Genomic DNA, 18,554 nt, shown 5'->3' with positions numbered 1-18,554 from the left:
GGGAACCGCGAAAGCGGCGCCACCATGCCACGAAGCGTCAGTCCGACTCGCTCTGGACGAGGCCGTACTTGTGCAGCAGCGAATAGAGGTGCTTGCGATCCAACTCCGCCTCGCGGGCGGCGCGGGCGATGTTGCCCCGGGCGCGGCCCAGCAGACGCGTGAGGTATTCGCGCTCGAAGGCGCGCACCAGCTCGTCCTTGCAGACCTTGAACGGCCCGGTGAACTCCACTGGCAGGAAGTCCCCGGCGGGCGACGGCACATCGCGGGTGAACTCGCGCAGCAGGTTGTCCCCGGTGAGGCCGGGGATGTCCACCATGTGCCGGGCGCGCTCCAGGGCGTTGCGCAGCTCGCGCACGTTGCCCGGCCAGGTGTGCCCCAGGAACTGCTCCTGAATCTTCTCCGGCAGCCGGGGCCACAGGCCTTCGCCCGCGAAGGCGCCCACGAGCAGCGGGATGTCCTCCTTGCGGTCGCGCAGGGGTGGCAGGCTGACGGTGAAGACGGACAGGCGGAAGTAGAGGTCCTCGCGGAAGCGGCCCGCCTGCGTCTCCGACCAGAGGTCCTTCTTGCTGGCCACGACGATGCGCGCGTCGAAGGAGATGGGCGTGGAGGAGCCCAGGCGGCGGAACTCCCGGTCCTCGATGGCGCGCAGCAGCTTGGGTTGCAGGTCCAGCGCCAGGTCGTCGATTTCGTCCAGGAAGAGCGTGCCCCCGTTGGCGCGCTCCAGGCATCCGATGCGCTGGGACACGGCGCCGGTGAAGGCGCCCTTCTCGTGGCCGAACAGCTCGCTCTCGATGAGGGAGTCGGACACGCTGGCGCAGTCGAAGACGACCAGGGGACCCGCGGTGCGGGTGCTCAACTTGTGGATGGCCTTGGCGCCCGCGCCCTTGCCGGAGCCCGTCTCGCCCACCAGCAGCACGGTGGAGTCCGTGGGGGCGATGCGCTGGAGCAGCGCGAAGATCTGCCGCATGGGCACGCTGCGGCCCACGAGGTCGCCCAGCCGGTCCTCGACGGTGGGCTCCACCTGCACGGGCGCCATCTGCGGGCTGAAGCGCAGGCGCACGTCACCCACTTCCAGCAGGGCACCGGGGCGCAGGTAGGCTTCACGCACCTGGGCGCCGTCCAGGAAGGTGCCGTTGGTGGAGCCCAGGTCCTGCACGAGGAACCGGTCCCCCTGGCGGCGCACCACCAGGTGGTTGCGGCTCACCGTGGGGTGGTCGATGACGACGTCGTTGTCGGTGGACTTGCCGACGCGCAGGTCCTCGGTGGCCAGCGGGTACACGGTCCCCGCGCGTTCGGTGTCCAGCAGCACCAGGTGGAAGCGCTGCGCGGACAGCCGCTCCGCCTGCGCACGGGCGACGACGACGGTGTGCGCGGGAATGGGGGCGGGAGGGACGGTGGACATGAACGGGACGGCATTCTAGTCGGCTTCCGGCCCGCGCGTGCTTTCTGTCGGAAGTCGGTGCCCGGCTGGTGGACGGCCGGGCACGGTGCGTCATGGCGGCGGGGCGCCCCGGCTTGGAAGTGGGCGGAAACACCACGGCCGCCCTCCTCGGAAAATGAGAAGGACGGCCGTGAAGTACTTTCGTGATGACTCCGCCGGTCAGTCGCCGTCGTAGATGCCGATGAGGCCCGGGGTGACGACGCCCGTCTTCGCGACCTTGGTGCCTTCGAAGGATACGAGCACCCGGCGCTTGCCGCCGGAGCGGTCGAACTGGATGTCCGACACGGCGCTGACAGAGGTGAGCGTGGTGCCGAAGACATCCGCGCCGTACTTCACCGTGCCGCCGCCCTTCAGGCGCGTGAGGCCGCCCCACCAGTTGGCGCCCACCCAGAGGCTTCCATCCAGCGGATCCGTCGCCACCGCGGAGGTGGGTGCCATCGCGGCGGTGTTGCCCTTGGCCGGCGTGTAGTTCACCAGGTCCTGCATCACCTTGCCCTGCACCTCGCCGTTGGGGCCCAGGCGCGCCAGACCGAAGTAGAAGGAGCTGACCCAGACGTCGCCGTTGCCCGCCATGGCCATGCCGGAGACGTTGTCATCCACGCGGTCCGCCGCGGTCGGATAGTCCGGAACCTTGTCCGCCCAGATGTCGAAGCGGTTCGCGCTGTAGGGCGGATCTTCCGTTTCCCCCTGGGCCGTCCAGTAGTCATCGCCGTTCGTGCCGTAGCGGAAACGTGTCGAGCGGATCTGCCCGCCGAAGAAGACGTCGTGGTTCTCAGCGATGGCGATGCCGAAGTAGCGGTCCGACAGCAGCTCACCCTTCGACCCCGAGATGTGCGGATGCACGTGCTCGTAGAGACCCGCGCACACGAACTCCCACTTGAAGCCCGGCGTGGTCCACGGGCGCGGATCCCAGCAGTAGGACGGGACGTTGCCATCGAACTTCGCGTCGCCCATGGCGAAGCCATGGTTGCCGCCAAACCAGACGAGTTCCTTCACCGGGTCGTAGGCGATGCGGTGGATGGTGCAGACCTTCTCACGGCCGCGCAATTCCGCGCCCACCTTGGTGGGGCCGGTGTGGATGTCGTAGTGCACGACGTCGAGGGTGCCGTCCGCCTTGAGCGTCACCTTGTCCGCGTCACCGCTCTTGTAGACGCTCGCGTCCGGTTCGCGACCGTCGTGCTCCGACTGGTCCCACTCGTCCTCGCACGTGGGCATGCCCGGCTGGGGCGGCTTGCCGGCGTAGCCGACGAACACCGTGCCCGCGGGTCCACCCGCCACGGAGATGACCTTGAGATACGGGATGCCCGGCGGAGGACCGCCTACGCCGTCGCGCATGCGCCCGAAGGGATGCAGGCCTTCGGACATGGTGAAGCGCTTGATGGTGTTCTCGCCCTTCTTGATGAGGAAGAGCCCCTCCTCGCCGCCCGCCACCCAGACGTTGCCGCCCTGGTCCGCGGAGATGCCGTACACGTAGCGCGGCGCGCCCAGTTCCTGGTTGTAGAACGTCCAGCCCGGCGCGGAGGGCAGGGGATAGGTCTGCACCGTCTCGTTTGGCCCCCCGGTGCCGGCATCCGTGCCCGTGCCCGCGTCGGTGCCGCCGCCCGTGCCCGCGTCGGTGCCGCCCGTGCCCGCGTCAACTCCACCCGGCCCCGCGTCGGGAACCGTCGTGCCCGAGTCCGGGACCTCCGTGCCGCCATCCGGGAGCCTTGGGTCCTCCACGGGGACCACTGGCACCACCGGATCATCCACGTCGCGCGTGTTGCCGTCATCGCCGCCGCAGCCCGCCCACCCCAGCGTTCCCACCAGCAGGACCGCCCCCGTCCACCGCCACCCGCCGTGCCTCATATGACGAACACCTCACACACACTCAAAGGCGGAGCACCCACGCGGGCACCCCGTGATGCGGGAGTCCTAGGCAAGGAGGGTGCCAGCCCTCCGGGATGGGACAACCGTCGGGGAGCGTCGTAGGGAGTCACTTGTTGGACAGCGTGTGGGCAAAGGATTGCCCACGGTGCGCACCCGGGAGTCCCGAAGGGCCCCGCAACCGTGCTAGGGCCTCGACAATGGCTGGGAACGACGCACGCGGCCGCACCCCGCTGTCCCTCGTGGGACAGGAGCCGGATCTCGTCTTCTACACGCGGCAGGCGACTGAACACGGCTCGCCCGTGCTGGTGCTGGGCGCCGCCAATGGCCGCGTGCCCTGGGCCCTGGCCGGCCACGGCTTCGCCACCGTGGGCGTGGATCCGTCGGACGTGATGATCCGCTCCGCCGAGGAGCGCCGCGCCTCCGAACCCCCCGAAGTCTCCGAGCGCACGCGCCTGCTGGCCCAGGACCTGCGCACGCTGCGGCTGCCGGAGAAGTTCCCGCTGGTGCTCGCCCCGCAGCACGCGCTGGGCCTGATGCCCGGCCACGATGACGTGGAGGCGTTCCTCGCCACCGTCGTCCACCACCTGGCCCCAGGGGGCACCTTCGTCTACGACGTGCTCAACGCCCCGCGTGAACCCGTGCTGCCGCGCGACGAGGACGAGCCCGGCTCCGCCGTGGAGCCCCGCCGCCCGCTGTTCGCCCTGCACCTGCGCGAACGGCGTACTCCCGGGGGCTCCAGTCCCATCCGCCGCCTCAAGCTGCGCCACTTCCTCCCCGAGGAGCTGGAGGTCGCCCTCACCTCCAGCGGCCTCACCCCCCGCGAGCGCTTCGGCCGCTTCGACGGCAAGCCCTTCGATCTGGAGGACCTGCGCCAGATCGGCGTCGCGGGGCTGTGACGCCGCCCCGGAGCCTTGGCGCTGGCTTCAGCGCTCGAAGCGGTAGCCCAGGCCCCGCACGGTGAGGAAGTGCTTGGGTGCTTCCGGGTCGGTTTCGAACTTCAGCCGCAATTGGCGCATGAAGTTGTCCACCGTGCGCGCGCTGCCCTCGTAGTGGTAGCCCCACGCGCCGGACAGCAGCTCCTCGCGGGTGAAGGTGCGGCCCGGGTGCGCCAGGAAGTGCGCCAGCAGCTTGAACTCCTGCGCCGTCAGCTCCACCGGCTGCCCGTCGCGCGCCACCGTGCGCAGCGCCAGGTCCACCTTCACGTCCCCGAAGGTCACCGGCGGCGCGCTGGTGCCCGTGGCCCCGAACCTGCGCCGGAGCACCGCCTTGATGCGCGCGAGCAGCTCCTGGAGCCCGAAGGGCTTCACCACGTAGTCGTCCGCGCCCAGGTTGAGGCCCAGAATCTTGTCCGACTCCTGGCCCCTCGCGGAGAGCACCACCACGGGCGTGTCGCGGCCCCGCTGACGCAGCTCGCGGATGACCTCGTAGCCGTTGAGCTCCGGGAGCATCAGGTCCAACACCAGCAGGTCCGGCGCTTCGTCCAACGCCTTGGCCAGGCCCGTGCGGCCGTCCTGCGCCTGGAGCACTTCGTAGCCTTCGAAGCGCAGGTTCATGGACACGCCGGTGAGGATGGACAGGTCGTCCTCCACCACCAGGATGCGGCGCGGCTTCTCGTCGGGCGTGCTCATGCGCGGCCCGCCGGAAGCTGGATGGTGAATCGGCTGCCCTGGCCGGGCTCGCTCTGCACGTCGATGCGGCCTCCGTGCGCCTCCACGATGCGCTTGCTGATGGCGAGCCCCAGGCCACTGCCCTCCGTCTTGCGCGTGAGCAGGTTGTCCACGCGGTAGAAGCGCTCGAAGATGCGCTTGCGGTCCTTCCTGGCGATTCCCACCCCGTTGTCCTCCACCGACAGGTTCACGTGTCTGCCGTCCCTGAGCGCCTTTAGCGCGATCTTCCGGTTCGTCGGCCCGCTGTACTTGTACGCATTCTGCAACAGGTTGAGCAGCGCGCCCGACACCGCGACGCGGTCCATGTCCACCGGAGGCAGGCCTCCCGCGACCTCCACGCTCAGCTCCATGCCGTCCCCCAGCCGCTGCGCGCGGAAGGCCGCCACCGCCGCGTCCACCACGTCCGCCACCGGCACGGATTCGCGCTGGTACACCTTGCGGCCGCTCTCGACGCGGGCCCAGTCCAGCACGCGCTCGATGAGGTCCGACAGGCGCTCCGTCTCACGCGTGAGCAGGTCCAACACCTCCTGCATCTGCGCGGGGTCCTTCAGCCGGCCCAGCGCCAGCGTTTCGATGAACATGCGGATGGAGGTGAGCGGCGTGCGCAGCTCATGGCTCACCAGCGACACGAAGTCCGTCTTCATGCGCGACAGGCGCGCCTCGCGGTAGAGCACGCGGCCGGTGTAGATGACGCCAAACGTGAGCGTCAGATAGAACAAGCCCAGCAGCACGCCGTACACGGCGCGGTTGCGCGTGGAGGTGCTCGCCACGGGGTCCTCGCCGGTGGGCAGCACCACCAACCGGAAGTCTTGCAACGGCGCGGACAGCACCCGCTCCGCGAGCACCGGCGGCCCCATCGCGTTCTGCCGCGCCTGCGCCACCTCCGACATCAGCCGGTTGACGAGCCCGCCCTCGCCGGACGTGTCGCGCGGCACCGGCAGGAGCGTGAAGCGCACCGGCTCCGACGTGGCGCGTCCCTGAGCCTTCTCCGACAACAGGCTGTCCAGCGCGACGGCGGACAGCCGCACGCCCTGCACCGTGGTGCCCTTGCGCTCGGCGGCCACCATCACCGCCCGGTTGCCCGGGGCGAGCGAGAACACGGTGGGCACCGTGGGCAGCGAGGCGGCCTCCGGCACCAGCGCCGCCAGGGACTCCGCGAGCTGCGGATCCTTCGTGCGCACCAGGCCGTTCTCCACGTGGAAGGTGCCCTCTGGGTCGGACAGCTCCTGGTCGTCCGGCAGCAGGAACGCCAGCCGTCCGCCCTCCACCGTCTCCAACCGTCCGCTGTTGAGCGCGCGGGGCACCTCCGCGGACAGGTCCGCGAGCGTGCCGCGCCAGGCGGCCTCCAGGCGTTTCTCCACCGCGGCGCGTTCGTTGATGATGGCCACCACGCCGAAGCCCGACAGGCCGGCCGACGGCAGCACGACCAGCAGGATGAGCAGCGCGAACGTGCGCCGGAAGCTGAGGATGACGGGCGCGGGGCGTAACACGACCTCCGTGTCTACACGCGACGGGGGCCGGGTGCTCGGGGCATTTGGGGGAGGGAGGAGGCTTCCCCACACTGTCCGGAGGCGCACGGCCGGTGTGGAGGGCATCGACTTCCGGTGGACGGGTGGGCGAGCATGCGGCCCTCGGGACGGCGTGTGAGCAGGGCCGGCACGCACCCGACAGGCCGTGGGGAATATGCGCGCTCAAGAGGCGAAGGCCGGGACGGCGCGCGGGCCACACGGGAGGGGAAGGTATTCCGATGCGACGGCAGGGATGGACCGCGTTCTGCGCGGTGACGACGCTGGTGCTTTCGGGGTGCAGTGAGCGCGAGGTGGCGGGCACCTGGAGCAATGCCTCCGGTTCCGTGGCGCTCAGCCGGGACGACTCGACACTGTACGTGGTGGACGCCGACAACGGCATCCTCGCGGTGGTGGACACCGAGCGCCGGGAGAAGGTGGGCGAGGTGCGGGTAGGCCCGCGTCCGGAGCGCGTGACGGTGGGCCCGGACGACACGGTCTACGTGACGAACCGCGGCGGCCGCAGCGTGTCCGTCATCCGCAAGGGCGACACGGTGGAGGCGGCGCGCGTGGACGTGGGCGTGGAGCCCACGGGGCTCACGGTGTCGCCGGACGGCCGGACGCTGTACGTGGTGAACAGCGCCACGCGCACCTCCAGCGAGCACGGCAGCCTCACCGCCATCGACACCGCTTCGCTCACCGCGCGCTGGGAGCTGCCGCTGGGGGAAGAGCCTCGCGGCATCGCGCTCCTGGAGGACGGCAAGAAGGCGGCGGTGACGCTGTTCCGGCAGGGCGACGTGATGACGGTGGACCTGTCGGACGCGGACCGGCCCCGGGTGCTGCGCGAAGGGACGGACCTGAACACGAGAGCGAACCGTGCGTCCTCCAGGCCGGGGCGCGTCTCCGCCCTGGACTCCCTGTCCGACCCTGGAAGTCCCCAGGGGGCGCGCACCTTCCGCGCGCGCGGCATGGTGGACCTGCTGGGCGCTCCGGATGGACGGCGGCTCTTCGCGCCGGTGCTCTGGTCGCGCGAGGATCCGCTGGCCGCGGAGCCCGACGACGGGATGGGGGGCGGCGATTCGATGTACGGCGGTGGAACGCCGTGCGGCGCGGGCGTGGGCGGCGGCGTGGTGGCCGCGGGCCTCATCACCTTCAACGCGGAAGGGGATGCCCCCGCGCCGGTGGTGGACGACCTGGACGAGTGCAAGCCGCCGCCGGAAGAGAAGCCGGACTTCCCCACGTCGCTCATCGCGAGCCCGTCGATGGATTCACCCCTTCAGGGCCCCGCCGCGGCGGTGGTGGACCCGTCGGGCGCGTGGCTGTTCCTGGTGAACCAGGAGACGAACAACGTGGCCATCGTGCCCGCGTGGCGCCGTTCGGGCGGCGACCTGCCGAACGAGGCGAGCTCCGTGCGGCAGGTGGTGTCGGTGGGCGCGGGGCCCAACGGAATCGCCATCACCCGCGATGGGAGCAAGGCGTATGTCTACAACGCGTTCGACCACACGCTCAGCACGCTGGTGAGCAGCGGCGAGGGCAGGGACGGCTTCGTGTCCGAGGAGCGCCAGCGGCTGGCGCTCGCGGGCGACGTCCTGTCCCCGCTGGCGGCGGCGGGCCGGCGCCTGTTCTTCACCGCGGCGGATCCGAAGATGACCAGCCCCATGGTGGCCGTCTCCTGCGCGTCGTGCCACCTGGAGGGCCGCGAGGACGGACACGTGTGGGGCTTCCCGGACGGGCCGCGCCAGACGCCCAGCCTCGCGGGCCGCATGACGACGTCGACGGCGCCCTTCCACTGGAGCGGGGAGTTCTCCGGGCTGGGCGAGTTCATGAACGCCACGGTCATCGACCGCATGGGCGGCACGCAGTTGGACACCGACACGGTGTCGAAGCTGGCGGCGTTCATCGACTCCATCCCGGCGACGGACAACCCGCACCAGGGCACGCCGCTCACCGAGGCGCAGACGCGCGGCGAAGCGCTCTACAAGAAGGCGGCGTGCGACACCTGCCACGCGGGCGCCCTGCTCACCAACAACACCAACGCGGACGTGGGCACGTTCGTGCGCACGGGCGTGTTGCAGGACGCCGCGGCGGTCATCAAGTCGGGGCTCAACACCCCGTCGCTGCTGGGTGTGGGCCGCACCGCGCCGTACCTGCATGACGGCAGCGCGCCCACGCTCCGGGCCCGCATGATGAACGGCCGTGAGACGAACAAGCACGGCCAGACGTCGCAGTTGTCGGACGCGGACGTGGACGACCTCGTGGCGTACCTGCAGACGCTGTAGACCCCACCCTCGCTCCGGGGCGAAGCAGGGCCCCGGAGTGCAGGCGCGGGACAGGGCTGTCCCCCAGGAGTTCGCGGTGCCTCTGCGAAGCCACGTGTCTTCCCGAAGCCCGCGCGCGGTGAGCCCCGGAAGGTCCCCGTCGTGGCGCTGACACGAGGCCCGACGGGCGTCTCCCTCACCGTGGACGCGGCGGAGACCTGGGGCCTGCGCACGCCCGGCCCCGGCCTGTTGCTGGACGTGCCCATTGGAGCCCGACAGGCCCGGCGTCCGGCCCTGCGCCTGGAGGCGGCCGGGCGCTACCGGCTCCGCTTGATGAGCGGGGATGCGCCGCTGTTGTGGGTGCGCATCGACGACTGGTGGGATCGCGCGGTCTTCCTGCGCGGCACGGCGCCATTCCCGTGGAGGCTGCCTTCGCTGTCAGCGCCCGAGGTCCGTGCCGTATCCCACGCTCCGGGCTCCGCCCCCTGGTGGGAGGCCTGGCAGTGGAAGCTGGCGCGGGAGCTCGTGGAGGCTCCGGCGTCGGTGCTGCATTCCGGGCAGTGGTGCCTGCGTCCCGTGAGCGCCGTGTCCGCCGACAAGGCGGAGCGCCATCCCGTCTCTCCCATGGAGTGGTGCTTCGGCCAGCCACCCCAGGCCCCCCATTCGCTGGACGCCGTGACGCGGTTCAGTCCGGCCTGGAACGAGAACTGGTGGGACACGCTGCCCGCGCAACGGCCGGGTGCCGTGCTTCCGCTCCGCGCACCTTCCGCCCCTGACGACGGCCGGGTGAAGAGCTGGCGCAAGCGCGCGCGGGACGGGACGCTGCCACCCGCGTTGCTGCTCTACGTGGACATCCTGGCGAAGTGGCTGGTGTTGGACGGGCATGACCGGCTGCACGCGGCGCTGCTCGAAGGCGTGGAGCCGCCCCTGCTCGGATTGTGGCCTTCGGTCCTGGTGGCGGGCACCCCCGCGAGCAGCGTGCGGGAAGCGGGTGCCCTGTTCAGCGCGGAGTTCCAACTGCGCACCGGGGCGAGCCCGCAGGTCGTCGAACGCGTCAACCGCATGCTGTTGCTCAACTTCGCGCAGCCCCTGAAGGGCACCGTCTCCCGGGCCTGGCCCGTCGCGGGAGGGTTCGCTGCGTGGAGGCAGGAGGTGCTGCTTGCCCGCCGTCAGCGCGAGGGATTGCCCCTGACGGAAGAGGACTGGGCCTGGTTCGCGTCACCCGACAACCTGTGAGTACCTTCTCCAGGCAACGGCAGGCGTTACACGCTTTCACACACAAACCTCATCCTCCGGGGCGGGGTGTCCTCCCGCGTCCGGGGCTTCCACACTGGCGTGCATGGCTCCTCCCTCGGAACAGATGGCTTCGCCCACCGTGCGGTTCATGCAGTACGTCACGGGGTATTGGATCACGCAGATCCTCGGCACCCTGGTCCGGCTGGAGGTGGTGGAGCAACTGGCCGGGGGCCCGCGTCCCTGTGACGACGTGGCGCGGGCGCTGGGCCTGGAGGGCCAGCACCTGTACCGGCTGCTGCGCGGTGGCGTCACCGCGGGCATGCTCGTGGAAGCCCCGCCGCGCACCTTCGCGTTGACGCCCCTGGGGGAGGCCCTGCGCAGGGGCGTGCCGGGCTCCATGCGGGGCATGGCGCTCGCGATGAGCAACCCTGGCCACTGGCTGCCCTGGGGTCAGCTCGGTGAAGCGGTCCGCACGGGAAAACCGCGCACGCTCGAAACCCTGGGGACGGACTTCTGGGGGTGGCTGAACCGCGACCCCGTGCTGACCGAGGAGTTCGCGGAGGCCATGGGCAACATCTCCGACGAGGTGGGCGTGGAGCTCGCCGCGCTCCACGACTTCTCCAGCCTCGCGCGGGTGGCGGACATCGGAGGCAGCCAGGGCGTCCTCCTGGGCCATGTGCTCAAGGCCCATCCCGGCTGCCGGGGAATCCTCTTCGACCAGCCGGCTGTCATCCCCAGCGCCCGGGCCCGCCTGGAAGCGCAGGGGCTGGCGGACCGCGTGGACCTGGTGGGCGGTGACTTCTTCGCATCCGGCATCCCCGAAGCGGAGGCGTACCTGCTCAAGTTCATCCTCCACGACTGGCCGGACACCCAGGCCTCCCGCATCCTCCAGCGGATCCACGACGGCTCACCGTCCGGGGCCCGGCTGTTCGTGCTGGAGCAGGTGATTCCGGACGACGGCAGTCCTTCGTTCGCGTCGCTGTTGGACCTGAACATGCTGGCGGTGGTGGGCGGAAAGGAGCGCACGGTGGAGGAGTTCCGAACGCTCTTCGCCGCCACCGGTTGGACGCTGGAAGGCATCTCGCCCAGCCGCACGGGCATGAGCCTCATGGAAGCCCGCAGGGGGCAGTGAACCTCCGGCGCAAGGTGTCTGCCATTGCGCCGGGGGGCGTTACTTCTTCCGCGAGGACACGGGCTTGAGCACGTGGGCCGTGATTTCAAACGGGTACGTATAGGTCTTGCTCGCGCCCTGGGCCTGGAGCCTCTGCCATTGGCGCACGGGCCTCCGGGTTTCGAAGTCGAGCCGGAAGGTCGCGTCGTCGAAGTCCTCGCGCTTCTTCAGGCTCGCGCGGATGGGGTTTCCCTTCGCGTCGGTGAACACCGCCGAGAAGCCGGGCTGCTCCGTGTTCTCGCTCAGGAGGCTGACCTCTTCCTCTTCGATGGACATGACATGGAAGCGTGCCTCCCTGAGCGTGGCCCGCGTGTGCAGGCTCAGCGGCGTGACGGATGACACCGCGATGGTCGCGGGCAGGGAGAACGACAGTGGGCCCCGGATGCGCGCGACGGGCACGTCCTCCATGCGGTGAGGCAGGAAGTCGCTGAAGATGACGCCCCGGATGTCACCGGCGGAGATGTTGGGGCGGCCCAGGGACAGGGTCGTGCTCCACTTGCGCGGATCCCCGAACCGGGGGCCCCAGACGTACTCCTTAGAGGACTGGAGCCGGTGCGAAGGAGTGGGAGAGAGTGTCTGCCGATCCCCGCGAGTCCTAGCACACGTCCTCCACGCCCCTCCCCCGCGGGCCGGAATTTCGATGTCGTGGCGCGCCTGGGGTTGGGAGGGATTCACCCGTCCTTGCGCAATCACAGGCGTGATGCGCCGCGATGCCTATCCTGCGTTCGGCGCGACGTCGGGTGCGACCGACCCGGAGTTCGGAGCGGGAGTCACGGGATTGGGTGCGGTCGTGTCGGAAGCCGGAGCGGTGGGCGCGCTCGGAGCGGGAGTCGTTGCGCTCGGGGCGGGAGTCGGCGCGGGCGTCGCGGCGCTCGGTGCCATCGGAGCAGGCGCCAACACGGGCGTCACGGGCGTCGTCGCCGGACGGGGTTTCACCACGGGGGGCGGCACCGCCGCGGGGCGGACCGGCGTCGTTCCTCCCATCGTGGTTCCAACGCCCGACGGTGCCATCGTGGTGGGGCGCGGAGGCGGCCGGGCAGGGGAGGGCAAGACGGGCGGCGGCGCTCGGGTGCCCGAAGGCGCGGACAGCACGTCCGTCGTTCCAGCGCGCGGCGCGGTGAGGGTGTCCAGCGGCTCCAGCGGCGCATCCCCGAACGGGTTGTCGCCCGCGGCACCCGGTGCCTCCGTGCCCGCATCCTCCGCCGCGTCCATCCCCTTGTGCGAGGTCACCGCGAGGCGGGCCACATCCATCGCGCGGTCGGGATCATCCCCCAGCAGGGTGACGACGACGACGCACGGCGTGTCGTCATCCCACGCCACCACCTGCGTCATGCCCTGCACGGGACTGCGCCGAGCCGCGGCCCGGCCCAGCGCGGACACCTCCTCGCCGCCCGCGTTCAACGTGGGCTCGAGCAATGCGCGCACGTCCGCGCTCGCGTAGCCGGGCTGGCAGTCATAGGCCACCGACAGGGACACGTCCGGCATGGCGGCCGAATGCAACGTGCAGAGCGGTCCACACGTGGGACAGGCCCGCTCCTCCTTCATCGCGAACCCGTTGAGCGTGAGGTCGCGCAGGTCCTCCGGCAACAGCACGTCGCAAAAGGGAATCGCCAGCGGGGAGGGCCTTCCCGGCAGCCCGATGACGCCCGCATCCGTCGCTTCCTTGTTCGCGCCGGGCCTGCTGCACGCGCCCAGGGCGAGCGCCATCAGCAGTGCACCCCGTCCGACCCTCATCCCGTCTGCTCTCCTCACCGACGCCTTTGTCGCGAGTACGGGATGGTAGACCGGGGCCAGCCCCCTTCGTCAGCATTGTGGCGCGGCTGCCACTTTCCGGACGCGACCGGATGGCGGGACGCAGGACGGGCAGGCCGGCCTCGTTCATGGCCGGAGCGTGGGCTAGGCTGCCCGCCCTCTTCCATGCGCATCCCCGGACTCCCCACCCTGTCGGCCCTGCTCCTCTGCTGGGGTTCCCCCGTCCTGGCCCAGGCCCCCGCCTCGCCGCCTCCGAGCCGGAACGCATCGCCCGACGAGTCCTGGAGCGAGCCGGGAACTCCCCCGCCCTCCAAGGCGCCTCCCCGGGGTGAGCCGGGCGCGTCCCCCCAGACGCCTCCTGCCGGTGACGACGGCTGGGAAGCGTTCCCAGGGGCGCCGGACGCCACTCCTCGATACACGCCACCCCCGCCGCCCGAGCGCCAGGGGCAGGCCGTCAGGCCCCCGAAGTCGCCAAGACCTCCCCGCCCTCCCCAGGCACCCAACCGGTACGGGCTCTACGGGGGGCGGTCGCTGGGGTCGGGGCACCTGGGCGTGGGCATGGAGCTGGGCTTCCCCTTCGTGTCCGCGAGGGGCCTGTATGGCGTCCTGCCGCGCCTGGACCTGGGGCTGGGCGTGGACAGCGTCTACGGCCTGATGACGGAGGTGCGCGCGGCGGCCCGCTTCAACCTGTTGGATGGCTCGAACGGCAGCCTGGCGGTCGTGGTGGATGGCGGCCGGGCGTTCTTCCTGCGTCCCCCGGACACAGAGGAGAAGGGCGCGCGCTACCTGAGCGGCCGGCGCGACTGGAACGTGGCGCCGGGCGTCGTGGCCTCCATCCAGGGCGATTTGCCGCGCTCGGTGCGTCCGTACATGGACCTGCGGTGCCTGCTGGCCTTCGACCTGGACCCCATCCAGTCCTCGCCTTTGGGAGGCCTGCCGCCCGCGTGGAAGGTGGACGCGTCCATCCTCCTGCGCCTGGGCGCTGAGTTTCCGGTCGGTGAAAAGACGTCCTACGCTGTCTCCATCGGCGGCGACTTCCGCAGTCGCTCCACGGACGCGGAGTTCATGCCCACGTTGTCCATGGGCGTGGTGTCCGCGTTGTTCTGAAGCCCCTCCTTCTGGACTCGAGGTCATCCATGCGCGGCAGTGTCATTGGTGCAGGCTCGTTCGGTACGGCGCTCGCGAACGTGCTCGCGGTGAATTGCGAGGAGGTCCGTCTGTGGGGCCGTGAGCCCGGCGCGGTGGAAGCCATCAACACCCGCCACGAGAACGCCACCTATCTCAAGGGCATCCCCCTCTCCGAGCGCGTGCGCGCCACGACCGACCTGGAGGAGGCGCTGGCGGGGTCGGAGATGGTGGTGCTCGCGACGCCCAGCCACGCCACGCGTGAAGTGCTCGCGCGCGCGAAGACGTTCCTGCCCAAGGGCGTGCCCCTGGTGACGGTGTCCAAGGGCATCGAGAACGAAACGCTCCTCACCATGACGGAGCTGTTGGAGGACTGTCTGCCGGAGGAGTTCCACCCGTACGTCGCGGTGCTCTCCGGCCCCAGCTTCGCCAAGGAGCTGGCGCGGCGCATGCCCACGGTGGTGACCATCGCGTCGCACTGGGACAAGGTGGCCCTGCGCTGTCAGAAGGCGCTGCAGACGGACACCTTCCGCTCGTACACCTCCACGGACGTGGTGGGCGTGCAGTACGGCGGCGCGCTCAAGAACGTCATCGCCATCGCGGCGGGCATGGCGGACGGCCTGGGCATGGGCCACAACGCCCGGGCGGCCATCATCACGCGCGGCCTCGCGGAGATCACCCGGCTCGCCGTGAGGAAGGGCGCCAACCCGCTGACGCTCTCCGGCCTGTCCGGCATGGGCGACCTGGTGCTCACGTGCACGGGCGAGCTCAGCCGCAACCGCCACGTGGGCATGGAGCTGGGCAAGGGCCGCAAGCTGCCGGACATCCTCGCGGAGATGAAGGAGGTCGCCGAGGGCGTGAAGACGGCGAAGAGCGCGCGCGACCTGTCGCTCAAGACGGGCGTGGAGCTGCCCATCTGCCAGCAGGTCTACGAGATTGCCTACGAGGGCAAGAGCGCGAAGAACGCGGTGGTGGACCTGATGACGCGCCAGCCGAAGTCGGAGCTGTCCGGCGTCTAGCGCGCTGGCCGCGCGCGGTCAGTACTTGCGGGGCTTGGCTTCGGGGCCGGCCCCTCGTACACGCCACACGGTGAGCCGCTCCGAGTTGGTGTGGCTCAACACCAGGCCTTCCGTCTGCATCTCCTCCAGCAGGCGGTTCGTCTTGAGCCGGTCCAACCCGATGGTCTTGCCCAACTGGTCGCCGGGCATGCCGCTGATCTGCCGGCGCAGCTCGTTGATGATGTTCTGCTTGAACTGGTTCTTCTGCAGGCCGTCCATGTCCTGCGTGCGCCACGCGGAGAGGATGCCCCAGGCGATGAGCGCCAGCGTCACCACGGCGATGACCGGGTAGACGATGTGGCTGTTCTTCTCCAGCACGTCGATGTAGTCGGTCGAGATGGAGGAGACGGGCTTGTCGTAGGCCGGCTCGGAGTCTTGTCCGGGCAGGCCTTCGATTTGAGCCGTCAACAGGGGGATGAGCAGTTTCAGCAAGGGAGCCAAGGCCCCTCGACTCTAGAGGGGAGGCCCCCTTGCCGGCAACCCGCCATCCACCCCACGCCTACCTAGACGACGCCCATGGACTCGGAAGCCCCCTCGGCGAACAGGGTGGTGTCCGCCTTGGCCAGCAGCGTCGCCAGGCCCTCGCGCTTCGCGGCGCTGATGGCCACGCCGCCCCGGGAGCGCAGCAACTGCTCCACCTCGTCCGGGGGAAGCAGGTCCGCCTTGTTCCACACCATCAGGCGCGGCTTCTCCATCAGGCCGAGCGAGTTGAGGATGGTCTCCACCGCCTCTACCTGGTCGTCACGCGCCGGGTCGCCCGCGTCCACCACGTGCAGGAGGAGGGTTGCGTCATAGAGCTCCTCCAGCGTGGCGCGGAAGGCGGCCACCAGGTCCTTGGGCAGGTCCCGGATGAAGCCCACCGTGTCGGTGATGATGACCTCGCGTTCGCGCGGGAAGCGCAGCCGGCGGCTGGTGGGATCCAACGTGGCGAACAGCTTGTCCTCCGCCAGCACCTCCGCGTTGGTGATGGCGTTGAGCAGCGTGGACTTGCCCGCGTTGGTGTAGCCCACGATGGAGATGACCGGTACCTCGCGCCGGTTGCGCTGGGCCCGCCGCACGCTGCGCTCGCGGCTGATGAGGTCGATGCGCTTCTCCAGATTGGTGATGCGCTCGCGCACGCGGCGACGGTCGATCTCCAGCTTCGTCTCGCCGGGGCCACGTCCACCCACGCCACCGCCCATGAGCCGGCTGAGTGAATCGTCGCCCTGCACCAGCCGGGGCAGCCGGTACTTCTGCTGCGCCAGCTCCACCTGGAGCTTGCCCTCCGCCGTCTGCGCGCGCTGGGCGAAGATGTCCAGGATGAGCTGCGTGCGATCCAACACCTTGAGGCTGGTCGCGTCCCCGATGTGGCGCCCCTGAGACGGGGTGAGGTCCTTGTCGAAGATGAGGACGTCCACCATGGACTGCATGGAGCGCAGGTTCAGGTCATCCAGCTTGCCCCGGCCGATGAGGTAGCGCGGATCCGCTTCCCGCCGCACCTGGAGCACGCTGTCCATCACCTCCACGCCCGCGGTGCGCGCCAGCTCCTTCAGCTCATCCAGCGAGGACTCCGCCCGCGCGCGGTTGCCGTCCAGGCACACCGCCACGAGGATGGCGCGCTCGCGCCCGGACACCTTGCGCGCGGCCGCCTTGCGGTTGAACTCCTCCTCCAGCGCGTCCAGCGTCGCCAGGACGTCCGGCTGTTCGACGTGCACCGAGGGCAGCTTGGACACCTGCCAGAACTCGCCGGTGCCGTTCTCCGGCACCAGATAGGCGTAGTGCAGCACCCCGGGCAGGCCCTCCGGGCCCACGCCCACGGCGGCCACGCAGTCCAGGCGCAGCAGCGCCAGGTCCGTGAGGTCGTCCTTCGTCAGGGGTTCGCTCTTGAGGTGCGTGTGCACCAGGCGCAGGCCACGCAGACGGATCTGCCCGGCGCGCGCACGGCCGATGTCCGGCAGCTCCAGCTTGTGCGCGTTGCCCACCACCACGTGCTCGATGTCGCCCTTGCGGTTGATGAGGACGCCCACCTGCCGGTTGAACTCGTGCGACAGCTCGGTGAGGTGGCGGGCGAGCTCCGCGGACACGATTTCGCGCGGATCCACCCGGCGGCGGAAGGTGTTGCGCAGCCGCTGCTGCTCGCTCGACTTGAGACCCAGGGTGTTGCCGAAGATTTCCTTCAAACCGTTTCTCCTGGCACGGCCAACGAAAGGCCCGCGCCACGTTCAAGGCTTTGGATGGACAGCGGGCCTTCGGGTTTCATGACAAAGCCACCACCCTTCGGACGCGTACGGACCCTCAAGAACAATCGGGCGGCGCGCGGTCTTTCCATTTCCAGCCTACGCTCCGCCTTGTGACTGATTCCGCACGCAACGCCCTGCGCGGGGCCCGCCGCGTGGTGGTGAAGATTGGGACCAACGCGCTGACGAGCGCCACCGGCCGCTTCAACCGCGCCCACTTCGAGGCGCTGGGCCAGGACCTGTTGTGGGCCGCCCAGGGGCGGGAATTGGTGGTGGTGTCCAGCGGCGCCATCGCGCTGGGCATGGAGCGGCTGGGGCTTCCTTCCCGGCCCCGGGACATTCCGGGCAAGCAGGCGTGCGCGGCGGTGGGGCAGAGCCGCCTGATGCAAGCGTACGAGGAGGCCTTCAGCCACGCGGCCCGCGCGGTGGCGCAGGTGCTGCTCACCCACGAGGACGTGCAGGAGCGCCGGCGCTACCTCAACGTGAAGCACACCCTGGACCGGCTGCTGGCCGCGGGCGTGGTGCCCGTCATCAACGAGAACGACACCGTGTCGGTGGACGAGCTCAAGTTCGGCGACAACGACACGCTGGCGAGCCTGGTGGCCGGCGTGGTGGAGGCCGACGCGCTGGTGCTCCTGTCCGACGTGGAGGGCCTGTACACCGCCGACCCCCGCCGCGACGCTGACGCGCGCCTGATGCCCTCCGTGCCGAGCGTCACCCCGGAGGTGCTTGCCCTGGCGGGAGATGCGACGAGCGCCGTGGGCACCGGAGGCATGGCGTCCAAGGTCCGCGCCGCCGCGCGCGCCGCGGAGCTGGGCATCCCGTGCGTCATCACCTCCGGCGCGGTGCCCGGCCGGCTGCGCACCGTGCTGCTGGGCGAGGAGGTGGGCACGCTCTTCGAGCCCGCCGGCAACCGCCGCAGCGCTCGCACCGCGTGGATCGCCCACGCCCTCAGGCCCCGGGGCCGGCTGGTGGTGGACGCGGGCGCGCGGGAGGCCATCGTCACCGGCAAGCGCAGCCTGCTGCCCAGCGGCGTGAAGGCCGTGGAGGGGGAGTTCAGCCGCGGGGACCCGGTGGATCTGGCGGATGCCACCGGGGCGGTGTTCGCCCGGGGCCTCTCCACCTATGACGCCAGCGACCTGCGGCGCATCAGCGGACGGCGCAGCGCGGACATCGAGGCGGTGCTGGGCTACCGCTACCTGGACGAAGCGGTGCATCGCGACGACCTGGCCGTGCTGTAGCTGGGGGCGGGGTGGCCG

At 70.5% G+C, this 18,554-nt stretch carries 15 protein-coding genes; 7 read left to right on the top strand and 8 right to left on the bottom strand.

What is annotated here, in order from left to right:
* Positions 1 to 37 precede the first annotated feature (37 nt).
* On the bottom strand, positions 38 to 1,402 hold the full coding sequence (locus tag OV208_RS22525; RefSeq protein WP_267575936.1) for a sigma 54-interacting transcriptional regulator: 1,365 nt from the start codon (positions 1,400 to 1,402) through the stop codon (positions 38 to 40).
* 198 nt (positions 1,403 to 1,600) lie between these two features.
* Positions 1,601 to 3,286, bottom strand: coding sequence for a hypothetical protein (locus OV208_RS22520; RefSeq protein ID WP_267575935.1), 1,686 nt, complete (start codon positions 3,284 to 3,286; stop codon positions 1,601 to 1,603).
* 218 nt (positions 3,287 to 3,504) lie between these two features.
* Here OV208_RS22520 and OV208_RS22515 point away from each other — a divergent pair, with 218 nt between their 5' ends.
* Positions 3,505 to 4,203 (top strand): class I SAM-dependent methyltransferase, encoded by a 699-nt coding sequence (locus OV208_RS22515; RefSeq protein WP_267575934.1) that lies wholly within the window; start codon positions 3,505 to 3,507, stop codon positions 4,201 to 4,203.
* Positions 4,204 to 4,230: 27 nt separating this feature from the next.
* Here OV208_RS22515 and OV208_RS22510 read toward each other — a convergent pair whose 3' ends face one another.
* Together OV208_RS22510 and OV208_RS22505 are read right to left on the bottom strand one after the other, a co-directional pair.
* Positions 4,231 to 4,935 (bottom strand): response regulator transcription factor, encoded by a 705-nt coding sequence (locus OV208_RS22510; RefSeq protein ID WP_267575933.1) that lies wholly within the window; start codon positions 4,933 to 4,935, stop codon positions 4,231 to 4,233.
* On the bottom strand, positions 4,932 to 6,464 hold the full coding sequence (locus OV208_RS22505) for a sensor histidine kinase (RefSeq protein WP_267575932.1): 1,533 nt from the start codon (positions 6,462 to 6,464) through the stop codon (positions 4,932 to 4,934). Before OV208_RS22505 ends, OV208_RS22510 begins: the two co-directional genes overlap by 4 nt.
* 257 nt (positions 6,465 to 6,721) lie before the next feature.
* Here OV208_RS22505 and OV208_RS22500 point away from each other — a divergent pair, with 257 nt between their 5' ends.
* The 3 genes from OV208_RS22500 (at position 6,722) to OV208_RS22490 (ending at position 11,105) form a co-directional block, all read left to right on the top strand.
* Entirely contained in the window at positions 6,722 to 8,758 is a 2,037-nt protein-coding gene (locus tag OV208_RS22500) for a c-type cytochrome (RefSeq protein ID WP_267575931.1), read from the top strand.
* A 141-nt stretch (positions 8,759 to 8,899) separates the two neighbouring features.
* Entirely contained in the window at positions 8,900 to 9,973 is a 1,074-nt protein-coding gene (locus OV208_RS22495) for a hypothetical protein (protein ID WP_267575930.1), read from the top strand.
* Between the two features lie 103 nt (positions 9,974 to 10,076).
* On the top strand, positions 10,077 to 11,105 hold the full coding sequence (locus OV208_RS22490; protein WP_267575929.1) for a methyltransferase: 1,029 nt from the start codon (positions 10,077 to 10,079) through the stop codon (positions 11,103 to 11,105).
* Positions 11,106 to 11,144: 39 nt separating this feature from the next.
* On the opposite strand, the gene OV208_RS22485 is transcribed toward OV208_RS22490, so the two are convergent.
* On the bottom strand, positions 11,145 to 11,819 hold the full coding sequence (locus tag OV208_RS22485) for a hypothetical protein (RefSeq protein ID WP_267575928.1): 675 nt from the start codon (positions 11,817 to 11,819) through the stop codon (positions 11,145 to 11,147).
* A 39-nt stretch (positions 11,820 to 11,858) separates the two neighbouring features.
* Positions 11,859 to 12,878, bottom strand: coding sequence for a hypothetical protein (locus tag OV208_RS22480; protein ID WP_267575927.1), 1,020 nt, complete (start codon positions 12,876 to 12,878; stop codon positions 11,859 to 11,861).
* A gap of 183 nt (positions 12,879 to 13,061) precedes the next feature.
* Here OV208_RS22480 and OV208_RS22475 point away from each other — a divergent pair, with 183 nt between their 5' ends.
* Complete coding sequence (locus tag OV208_RS22475) at positions 13,062 to 14,003, top strand: hypothetical protein (protein WP_267575926.1); 942 nt, start codon at positions 13,062 to 13,064, stop codon at positions 14,001 to 14,003.
* Between the two features lie 29 nt (positions 14,004 to 14,032).
* Entirely contained in the window at positions 14,033 to 15,040 is a 1,008-nt protein-coding gene (locus tag OV208_RS22470) for an NAD(P)H-dependent glycerol-3-phosphate dehydrogenase (RefSeq protein WP_267575925.1), read from the top strand.
* Between the two features lie 18 nt (positions 15,041 to 15,058).
* On the opposite strand, the gene OV208_RS22465 is transcribed toward OV208_RS22470, so the two are convergent.
* Entirely contained in the window at positions 15,059 to 15,520 is a 462-nt protein-coding gene (locus OV208_RS22465) for a hypothetical protein (protein WP_267575924.1), read from the bottom strand.
* Between the two features lie 62 nt (positions 15,521 to 15,582).
* The gene (hflX, locus tag OV208_RS22460) at positions 15,583 to 17,238 is read right to left on the bottom strand and encodes a GTPase HflX (RefSeq protein ID WP_267575923.1); all 1,656 of its coding nucleotides are present in this window, start codon (positions 17,236 to 17,238) and stop codon (positions 15,583 to 15,585) included.
* Positions 17,239 to 17,408: 170 nt separating this feature from the next.
* On the opposite strand from hflX, the gene proB reads away from it, so the two are divergent.
* Complete coding sequence (gene proB / locus OV208_RS22455) at positions 17,409 to 18,536, top strand: glutamate 5-kinase (protein ID WP_267575922.1); 1,128 nt, start codon at positions 17,409 to 17,411, stop codon at positions 18,534 to 18,536.
* The last annotated feature ends 18 nt before the right edge of the window (positions 18,537 to 18,554 follow it).

Origin of the sequence: Corallococcus sp. bb12-1 (assembly GCF_026626765.1) — a bacterium.
GTDB lineage: Bacteria > Myxococcota > Myxococcia > Myxococcales > Myxococcaceae > Corallococcus > Corallococcus terminator.
The sequence above is the reverse complement of the archived record's forward strand: the minus strand, read 5'-3'. Positions and strand labels throughout refer to the sequence as shown.